We start from the raw sequence: 9265 nt of genomic DNA, 5'->3' as shown, positions 1-9265 counted from the left end.
CCAGGGCCTCGAGCAGTGAGTTTATTTTTTCCAGCCCGAGCTTGATCCCGAAACGCTGGAGGCCGTAGAGCGCCTCGACCGCGGCGGGGTAGTCGGGGATAGAGTCAATTTTCAAAGCAATACCTCAAAAGATAACCCCTTTCAGAAAGGGGAATCACTTCGTGGACCGTAGAGCCTGGCTCCACGAAGTTTGAGCGGAGCATGCTATTGGGATTAAATCCTCCCGCCCCCCTTTGTAAAAGTGGGGGACCAGCCGACAGGCTTGCAGCGCTGACCCCAACCGTGACACACCCCGCCCGCTGACGCGGGCACCCCTCTTGAGAGGGGATTTGTCCCGCCCCGGCCGGTCGTCTCTACACCAGCTTCGGCCTTTATTGGCGCATTCCTACCGATAAAGAACCCCGCGGTGCGCCATTCGTTCCGCGGGGTCCGGTGTGCGGCGGAAAGCTCTGTGCAGCCGGTCAGAGCAGCTCGCTGTAATTTTCACGCAGCTTGCGCAGCGCGGCCACGATCTCCTCCAGCCCGGCCTGGTCGGCCAGCAGCAGGTTCTGCAGCAGCCAGAGGGCCTCGCCGCCGGTGAACCGCTCGGTGACCGGGCAGTGGAACTTGCCGTAGTCGATCACCTCACCGCGGAAGACGTGGCTCTTTATCCGGTCGAAGGGGCCGACATTCTTTTCCAGCATGAAACGCTGGCGGTAGATGGGGGTGAAATATCCGCAGTGCGCCGGCCTGACACCCTCGGCATTAAGGGCCTTGATGAACTGTTCGCGGCTGAGGCCGCCCCAGGCGGCCTGGTCGTAGCGCAGGATCAGGAAATGACAGCTCGATGCCGTGGCGTAGGGCGGAAGCTGCAAGGGGGTGATCCCCTCGATGCCGGCCAGTTCGCGGCGCAGGAAAGCCGCGGCGGCCTGGCGCTGGGCCAGCATGGGTTCGTAGCGCTCGAACTGGGTCAGGATGACTGCGGCCTGGAGCTCGCTCAGGCGGTAGTTGCCGCCCAGCAGGCCGTGCTCGTGCCAGAGGCCCCCGCGCACCCGTCCGCAGTTGATGAACGAGCGGCACTTTTCGGCCAAATCTGGATCGTTGGTCGTAACCGCGCCGCCCTCACCGCCGGTGATGTGCTTCGAGCTCTGGAAGCTGAAAGTCCCGGCCGCGCCGATGGAGCCGGCCTTGCGGCCGTTGTGCTCACTGCCCCAGGCCTGGCAGGCGTCCTCAATCACCACCAGCGAGTGCCTGGCCGCCAGGGCGTTCAGGCTGTCCATGTCCGCCACGGTGCCTGCCAGGTGCACGGGCAGGATGGCGCGGGTGTTCTCGGTGATGAGTTCCGCCGCGGATTCGACCGAGATGTTGCCGGTGTCCGGGTCGATGTCGGCGAACACGGGGACCATGTTCGATTCGAGCACCGCGGTGGCAGTGGCGACAAAGGTATAGGCCGGCACGATCACCTCACAGCCGGCGGGCAGGCCGGCAGCCACCAGGGCGGCGCGCAGGGCCAGGGTGCCGCTGGACATGGCGATGGCCTGGTCGCAGCCGCAGAAGCGGCCGAACTTTTCCTCCAGTTGGCGGACCCGGCTGCCGTTGATCCCCCAGACCCCGCTCTTTATTACCTCCTGTACGGCTTTCAACTCGTTGGCGTCCCAGAACGGCCACTGGGGGTAGGCCGCCTCGCGCACCGGGCGTCCCCCGTTGATCGCAAGCTTGGGCATAGTGACTCTGTCCTTTCCTGAGGCGGGCATGCGGCCCGCGACGCTTTTTATCGGCGAATGCAGTTCAAAAAACAGCCACCTTCATTCCGGGCAGACAGTCCCGGGCGGAGTCGGCGATTTGCTCCAAACGCTCACGGGGCACGGCCTTGAGACGGCTCTCGGCCGGGGTGCGGTCAAGGCTGTAAACCTGCAGGGCCTGCGGGCGGATACGTGTCAGGGCGGCCAGCCAGAGCTCGATGTCGCGGGGGCCGCAGTTGCTCAGCGGCCCGTCGAAAAACAGCGACTGTATCTCCACCCGCTCCAGCGCGGCCAGGGCCTCGACCACCTTGTCGAACTCGATGCCCGGGCGCGGGCGGTTGATCTGGTCGAACAGGACCGGGCTGCCGGCATCCAGTTTCATCACCGGGCGGTCGATCAGGCGGAAAGCGCGCCGCACCTCGGGCGCGGTGATCGTGGAGCTGTTGGAGAGGATGACCAGCGGCACACCGGGGGCCAGGCGGTCGCGCACCGCAGCCACCAGACGGACTGTCGGCTCGAAGCGCGGGTGCAGGGTCGGCTCGCCGTTGCCGGCCAGGGTGACCGCATCCACCGGACCAAGCGCGGGCAAGGCGGCCTCCAGGGCCTCGGCCACCTCCTCGGGGGTGGGCAGGCCGAGGTGCTCGACGCTCTCGGGGCCCTCCCAGTTGCAGCAGGTCCAGCCATACTGGCAGTAGAGGCAATCAAAGGTGCAGACTTTCCACTGCGTGGGCAGGATGTTCACGCCCAGGGAACGGCCCAGGCGGCGGCTGTCCACCGGGCCGTAGATTATCTTGGTCTGAAGCGGACGCTCTTTCATACCCATGCCACACCTCCCGAGACACCTGTCGTACCGCAATCTATCGGATCACGCAGCTACCTAATGCTACTCGAACACCACCTTGATGAAACGCCGCTTGCCCACCCGCACGAAATGCTCGCCCGCGGGCTCCAGCTTATAGTCTCCGCTCTCCACTTTCACATCATCCACGAACACCGCGCCCTGGGCGATCATGCGGTTCGCCTCGCTGGAGCTTTTGACCAGGCCGGTCTCGCGCAACAGGCCGGGCAGCCAGAGCGGCTCACCTCCGGCGGGCAGGCTGTGCCGCTCCACCTCGTCCGGCCGCTCCTTGCGCACCACGACGCGCTCGAAATGCTCGCGTGCGGCGGAGGCGGCCGCCTCGCCGTGATAGAGCGCGGTGACATCCAGGGCCAGGTCGCGCTTGATATCGCGCGGGTTGGAGCCATCCGCCAGGGCAGCCTTAATCCGCTGGAGCTTTTCCAGCGGCGCGGCAGCCACCAGCTCGTAGTAGGTGTAGATCATCTCGTCCGGGATGGACATCACCTTGCCGTAGATCTGCTCGGCCGGCTCGTTGATCCCGATGTAGTTGCCCAGGCTCTTGCTCATCTTGTGGACGCCATCCAGCCCCACCAGCAGCGGCATGGTCAGCACCACCTGGGGCTCCTGGTTCCAGGAGCGCTGCAGGTCGCGTCCCACGAGCAGGTTGAATTTCTGGTCCGTGCCGCCCAGCTCCACATCCGACTTCAGGGCCACAGAATCATAACCCTGCATCAGGGGGTAGAGGAATTCGAGGATCGAGATGGGGCGGCCCTCGGCGTAGCGCTTGGCGAAATCATCCCGCTCCAGCATGCGGGCCACGGTGTAGAGGCCGGTGAGCTGCATCAGCCCCTCCACCCCGAGCTGGCCCAGCCAGCGGCTGTTGAAATCCACCACCGTGGCGGCCGGGTCGAGGATCTTGAACACCTGTTCCTTGTAGGTCTCGGCGTTGGCCAGGACATCCTGGCGGGTCATGGTGCGGCGGGTCTCGCTGCGTCCGGTGGGGTCGCCGATCATGGCGGTGAAATCGCCGATCAGGAACACCACCCGGTGTCCGAGGCTCTGGAAGTCGCGCAGTTTCTGGATCGAGACCGTGTGGCCGAGGTGAATGTCCGGGGCGGTGGGATCGAAGCCCTGCTTGACCGTGAGGGGGGTGCCGGCGCCGAGGCTGCGGCTGACCTTGCGCTCCAGCTCCTCCTCGGAGATTATCTCCACCGCGCCGCGGCGGATGAGGTCCATCTGTTCGTTAAGCGGCGGAAAGGCCATTTATGGGGGTGCTCCTGTGCGCTGCCCAGCGTTGAAAAAGTAACGTGTCCGAAGCTGTATTATACAGATTAATCAAGATTTAATAATAAAAGGGCCGCCAAAAATCAAGGCTGTTCCGACCCGGAGCTTTTGGCGCGCAACTTGCGGCAGCGGGCCGAGGGTTTTATTTTATTTCTTTTGTTCCATGAAGAAACGGGAAAGAAACGACAGAATGGATTAAGTGATGGCTGCTTTGAGAAGGAAAAAGAAGGAGGAGCGGGCCGAGGGTGCGCCGCGGTTCGGGACGCTCGTGCGGGTGGGGCTGTTCGTAGCCACGATCACGATCTTTTTCGGCCTGGGCATGGGCGTGGGACTGCTCAAGTATTTCAGCGCCGGGCTGCCCTCGATCGCCAAGATGGAGCTGGACCCGCCCAACCTGGTGACCCGCATTTTCGCCCGCGACAGCACGCTGTTGGCCGAGCTTTACACCGAGCGCCGGGTGCCGGTCTCGCTGGACCGTATTCCGCAGAGCCTCAAGGACGCGCTCCTGTCGGTGGAGGACCGTAAGTTCTACACCCACTGGGGAATCGATGTCTGGGGCGTGATCCGCGCGTTCTATATCAACCAGCTCACCCACAGCATCCAGCAGGGAGGCTCGACAATCACCCAGCAGCTGGCCCGCGAGCTGTTCCTGACCCGCGAGCGCACCTACAGCCGCAAGGTGCGCGAGGCGATCCTGGCCTGGGAGATCGAGCGCACCTACACCAAGGATGAAATCCTGGAGCGCTATTTCAACCAGATCTATTTCGGCAGCGGGGCCTGGGGCATACAGGAGGCGGCGCGGACCTATTTCGGCAAGGACGTGAGCCAGCTCGACCTTGCCGAGAGCGCGGTGCTGGCCGGGCTGCCCAACGCGCCCAGCCGCAACAGCCCGCTCAACAACATCGACGCCGCCCGGGAGCGCCGCAACTGGGTGCTCGAATGCATGGTCGAGACCGGCTGCCTGGGCCGGGCGCAAGCCGACTCGGTCAAGGCGACGCCGATCAACCTGTCGGGCGGTCGCTCGCGGGAGTGGGTGGCGCCCTATTTCGTGGACTACGTGCGCCAGCTCCTGCTGCAGGACTACGCCGAGGAGGACCTCTACCGTCTGGGCCTCCAGGTCTACACCGGGCTGGATGTGCGCATGCAGAAAGCCGCCGAGAAGGCGCTGGAGGAGCAAATCCAGTACATCGAGGCGGGCAAGATACGACCGTTCAACCACCCGACGCGGGCCAAAATCCTGGAGAAGGGCGGGATCAAGGACAACGAGCAGCCCAACATGGATTATCTCGAGGGCGCGATGCTGACCCTGGACCCGGCCAGCGGGGATATCCTGGTGATGATCGGCGGGCGCAGCTACTGGGAGAGCAAGTTCAACCGCGCCGTGCAGGCCCTGCGCCAGCCGGGCAGCGCGTTCAAGCCCTTTGTCTACACCGCGGCCATCGACAACGGGATCCCGGCCTGCCAGGTGGTGGAGGATTCACCCATCTCGATCCCGCAGGCGGACGGCACGATCTGGCGTCCCTCCAACTACGAGGGTGAGTTTCTGGGGCCGATCACCCTTCGCACCGCGATGATGAAATCGGTCAACCTGGTGGCGATCAAGACCCTGATGACCGTGGGCGCTGAGACCGTGGCGGCCTACGCCCGCCGGATGGGGATCACCTCGAAGATCCCGCCGGTGGAGTCGATGGCCGTGGGCAGCGCGGATGTCTACCCGATCGAGCTGGTGAGCGCCTACACCACCTACCCCAACCTGGGGGTGCGGGTGGGCCCGCGCGCGATCCGCGAGATACGCGACAGCCGGGGCAACCTGGTGCGCTCGTTCCAGCCGGACCGCGAGGAGGCGCTCTCGCCCCAGACCGCCTATATCGTGCTGAGCATGATGCGCGACGTGGTGGACCACGGCACCGGCTACGGGGCGCGCCAGGCCGGGTTCACCGTGCCGGCCGGGGGCAAGACCGGCACGACCAACAACTACACGGACGCCTGGTTCGTGGGTTACACCCCCGACCTGGTCTGCGGGGTGTGGATCGGGTTCGACCGCCCGCAGCGGATAATGAACACCGGCACGGGCAGCCTTCTGGCCCTGCCGGTCTGGACCGAGTTTATGAAAGCGGCCTACGAGACAATGACCCCGCGCGATTTCGACAGCCCGGCGGACGGGCTGACCACGCGGCTGATCTGCAAGGCCAGCGGGATGCTGGCCACGCGGTTCTGCCCACCGCAGTCGGTCTACACCGAGATTTTCAAGGTGGGAACCGAGCCGGGCGAAAACGAGGAGTGTTTCGTACACAAGCCGTCGATTTACTCCCAATAGCTGATTCCGGCCCGGGCCGGAGTCATACATGTAAGGATAATCAGCGCACGGGGCAGTTCCGCTCAGGAGTTGCCCCGGCTCATTTCAGCCCTCTTCCACGGAGGCTCCGGCCATGCGCAGCACCGCGTTCCTTTCCCTCCTGCCGCTCCTTCTCCCGCTTATCGGCTCCTGCTCCAGGGAACAGGTTAAGGCCGACACGATAATCCGCGGCGGCACGGTGTATGACGGCACGGGCGGCGAGCCCGTGGTGGCCGATATCGCCCTGCGCGGAGATTCGATCCTGGCGATAGGGCAACTCGGCGACAGTTACAAGGGGGCGAGAGAGATCGACGCCACCGGGCTGGCGGTCAGCCCGGGCTTCATCAACGTGATCAGTTGGGCGCAGGATGCCCTGATCGCGGACGGCCGCAGCCAGAGCGACCTGCGCCAGGGGGTGACCCTGGAGGTGATGGGCGAGGGCGAGTCGATGGGGCCGCTGAACGAGAAGATGAAGCAGGAGAAGCTGGAGCGTCAGGGCGATATCCGCTACGACATAGAATGGTCCACCCTGGGCCAGTTCCTGGAGTACCTGGAGCGGCGCGGGGTGTCGACCAACGTGGCCTCGTTCCTGGGGGCGGCCACTCCGAGAGTCAATGTGATCGGCTACGAGAACCGTCCGCCCACACCGGACGAACTGGAGCGGATGAAAGAGATCACCGCCCGGGCCATGGCCGAGGGCGCGCTGGGCGTGGCCTCGGCGCTGATCTACATGCCCGGCTCCTACTCGACCACCGAGGAGCTTACCGCCCTGGCCTCGGTCTCGGCCCAGTACGGCGGAATCTACATCTCGCATATCCGCTCCGAGGGCAACCGTTTCCTGGAGGCTCTGGACGAGTTCCTCGAGATCGCCCGCCGCTCCGGGGCGCGCAGCGAAATCTACCATTTCAAGGCCGCGGGACAGGTCAACTGGGACAAGCTGGAGCAGGCCATAGCCAAGGTGGAGGCCGCCCGCGCCGAGGGCCTGCCCGTGACCGCGGATATCTACCCCTACACAGCGGCCGAGACCGGGCTGTATGCGGTGATGCCCACCTGGGTGCAGGAGGGCGGGTTCGAGGCCTGGGTGGAGCGCCTTCAGGACCCGAAGGTGCGGGAGCGCCTTCGCCGCGAGATGAACGAGCCGGGCGAGGGCTGGGAGAACTTTTTCTACCTGGCCGGGGCTGAGAATATCAAGCTGGTGGGCCTCAAGAACGACTCGCTCAAGGCCCTGACCGGCATGAGCCTGGCCGAGGTGGCCGCCCGTAACGGCACCAACCCGGCCGAAACCTCCATGGACCTGGTGCTGCGCGACGGCAGCCGGGTGAGCGCGGTGTTTTTCCTGATGTCCGAGGAGCAGGTGCGGCGCAAGATCAGCCTGAGCTGGGTCTGTATCGGCTCGGATGCCGAGAGCTCGGCCCCGGAGGGCGTGTTCCTGAAGGCCAGCGCGCACCCGCGGGCCTACGGGACATTCGCCCGGGTGCTGGGAAAGTACGTGCGCGAGGAGAAGATTATCAGCCTGGCCGAGGCTGTGCACCGCATGAGCGGCCTTCCTGCGACCACCCTGCGCCTGGAGCGCCGGGGGTTCCTTAAGCCCGGCTATTTCGCCGATATCGTGGTGTTCGACCCGCAGACAATCAGCGACCGCTCCACCTACGAGCAGCCGATGCAGTACGCCACCGGGGTGAAGCACGTGCTGGTCAACGGCACGCCGGTGATCCGGGACGGGGAGCACACTGGGGCCAAGCCTGGACGGTTCGTGCGTGGGCCGGGGTACAAGGGCTGAGGGTTGCGGCGGCGGCAATGGATTTCTGTAGGGGCAGGCCCCTGTGCCTGCCCCATTTTTTCGGGCGGCCACAGGGGCCGCCCCTTCAGACCAGCGCAACCTTGCACGGGGGAATTCCCTTTGCCTTGCACCGGGCGCGGCGGTAAATTCAAAGGAAGAGACTCTCCACTCGACAACAACATTTCTCGACGAACCGATAGAGGTAAAAATGGAACGCAAACCGAACAAGATGCGCGCCAAGCTGGCCGCGGGCGGCCTGTGCGTGGGCAGCGCGATCCACTCCTGGAGCCCCAACGTGATGGAGATCGGCGGGTACGCCGGGTTGGATTTCATGCGGATCGACAACGAGCACGCCTGGCGGCAGGACTCCTCGGCCGAGCATCTGATGCGCGCGGCGGCTATCGCCGATATCGTGCCCATGCTGCGGGTGGACCGCGACAACCCGTTCCTGGTGCGCAAAGCTTTGGAAATCGGGGCCGGGGCCGTGCTGGTGCCCAATATCTACACTCCGGAGGAGGCCGAGGCCGTGGTGCGGGCGGCCAAGTTTCCGCCCCGCGGGATGCGCGGCTACTGCGGCGACTGTTTCAGCGCGCACTGGGGCACCCTGGCCGGAAACGAGTGGGTGGAGTGGAGCGACAGGGAACCGTTGATCGGGGTGATGGTGGAGCACGTGCGCACCATGGAGGCCATCGACGAGATCATGTCGGTGGAGGGGCTGGACTACGTGTTTTTCGGGGCGGCGGACTACTCGATGTCGATCGGGCTGCGCGGGCCGCAGCGCTACGACAAGCGGATCATGGAGGCCCTGCGCGCCACGGTGAAAGCGGCGGACAAGCATGGAGTCTGGGTGGGGGCGCCCACTGAGGAAGATAATATCGGCCGCCTGCTGGAGGAGGGAGTGGTGTTTTTCGAAATCCTGAGCGACCTGCTGCTGTTGCACGAGATGTGGAGCAGGCACGCCGTCAAAGTGAGCCAGATGAAGAGAAAGGCCGGGCCGGGGAAGAAGTGAGCGGGGAAAGGATCGCAAGAGGCGGAAAGGCGAGGCAGGCCTCGCCCGGTTATTCCATTAAATCCCCCTCTATCCCCTTTGTTAAAGGGGATTAAAGCCACACAGGCCGCACTTCCGAGAGGACCGTAATGCGGGCCGTTAAAATTCCCCTTAATAAAGGGGGTGCCCGCGTAGCGGGCGGGGGGTGTGGCTGAAAGCTGAATAAAAAACAACCCGGCGGCGCGTTACGAGCTTGATTCAGGAGAGTGAATCCGGTTTCTCATCTTCCTGGAACCCGGCGCCGGTGAAGCACGTATAA

General features: G+C 64.6%; 6 protein-coding genes. 3 read left to right on the top strand and 3 right to left on the bottom strand.

What is annotated here, in order from left to right:
* Positions 1–461: 461 nt before the first annotated feature.
* The 3 genes from LLH00_14710 to tyrS all read right to left on the bottom strand — a co-directional run bounded on the left by LLH00_14710 (position 462) and on the right by tyrS (position 3822).
* Positions 462–1703: a DegT/DnrJ/EryC1/StrS family aminotransferase gene (locus tag LLH00_14710; protein ID MCE5272528.1), complete on the bottom strand. Its 1242-nt coding sequence runs from the start codon at positions 1701–1703 to the stop codon at positions 462–464.
* A 64-nt stretch (positions 1704–1767) separates the two neighbouring features.
* Positions 1768–2544 carry a radical SAM protein gene (locus tag LLH00_14705; protein ID MCE5272527.1) on the bottom strand — a complete coding sequence of 259 codons (777 nt, stop codon included), beginning with the start codon at positions 2542–2544 and terminating at the stop codon, positions 1768–1770.
* 60 nt (positions 2545–2604) lie between these two features.
* Positions 2605–3822 carry a tyrosine--tRNA ligase gene (gene tyrS / locus LLH00_14700; GenBank protein MCE5272526.1) on the bottom strand — a complete coding sequence of 406 codons (1218 nt, stop codon included), beginning with the start codon at positions 3820–3822 and terminating at the stop codon, positions 2605–2607.
* Between the two features lie 223 nt (positions 3823–4045).
* On the opposite strand from tyrS, the gene LLH00_14695 reads away from it, so the two are divergent.
* From LLH00_14695 to LLH00_14685, 3 genes are all read left to right on the top strand, one after another.
* The gene (locus LLH00_14695) at positions 4046–6160 is read left to right on the top strand and encodes a PBP1A family penicillin-binding protein (protein ID MCE5272525.1); all 2115 of its coding nucleotides are present in this window, start codon (positions 4046–4048) and stop codon (positions 6158–6160) included.
* 112 nt (positions 6161–6272) lie between these two features.
* The gene (locus LLH00_14690) at positions 6273–7958 is read left to right on the top strand and encodes a D-aminoacylase (protein ID MCE5272524.1); all 1686 of its coding nucleotides are present in this window, start codon (positions 6273–6275) and stop codon (positions 7956–7958) included.
* Between the two features lie 208 nt (positions 7959–8166).
* Positions 8167–8967 carry a hypothetical protein gene (locus LLH00_14685; GenBank protein MCE5272523.1) on the top strand — a complete coding sequence of 267 codons (801 nt, stop codon included), beginning with the start codon at positions 8167–8169 and terminating at the stop codon, positions 8965–8967.
* Positions 8968–9265 lie beyond the last annotated feature (298 nt).

The organism is bacterium, from assembly GCA_021372515.1.
GTDB lineage: Bacteria > Gemmatimonadota > Glassbacteria > GWA2-58-10 > GWA2-58-10 > JAJFUG01.
The sequence above is the reverse complement of the archived record's forward strand: the minus strand, read 5'-3'. Positions and strand labels throughout refer to the sequence as shown.

Coding starts and splice junctions, on each gene's coding strand:
- LLH00_14685 (MCE5272523.1), top strand. CDS start 8,167: ATGGAACGCAAACCGAACAAGATGCGCGCCAAGCTGGCCGCGGGCGGC.
- LLH00_14710 (MCE5272528.1), bottom strand. CDS start 1,703: ATGCCCAAGCTTGCGATCAACGGGGGACGCCCGGTGCGCGAGGCGGCC.
- LLH00_14690 (MCE5272524.1), top strand. CDS start 6,273: ATGCGCAGCACCGCGTTCCTTTCCCTCCTGCCGCTCCTTCTCCCGCTT.
- tyrS (MCE5272526.1), bottom strand. CDS start 3,822: ATGGCCTTTCCGCCGCTTAACGAACAGATGGACCTCATCCGCCGCGGC.
- LLH00_14695 (MCE5272525.1), top strand. CDS start 4,046: ATGGCTGCTTTGAGAAGGAAAAAGAAGGAGGAGCGGGCCGAGGGTGCG.
- LLH00_14705 (MCE5272527.1), bottom strand. CDS start 2,544: ATGGGTATGAAAGAGCGTCCGCTTCAGACCAAGATAATCTACGGCCCG.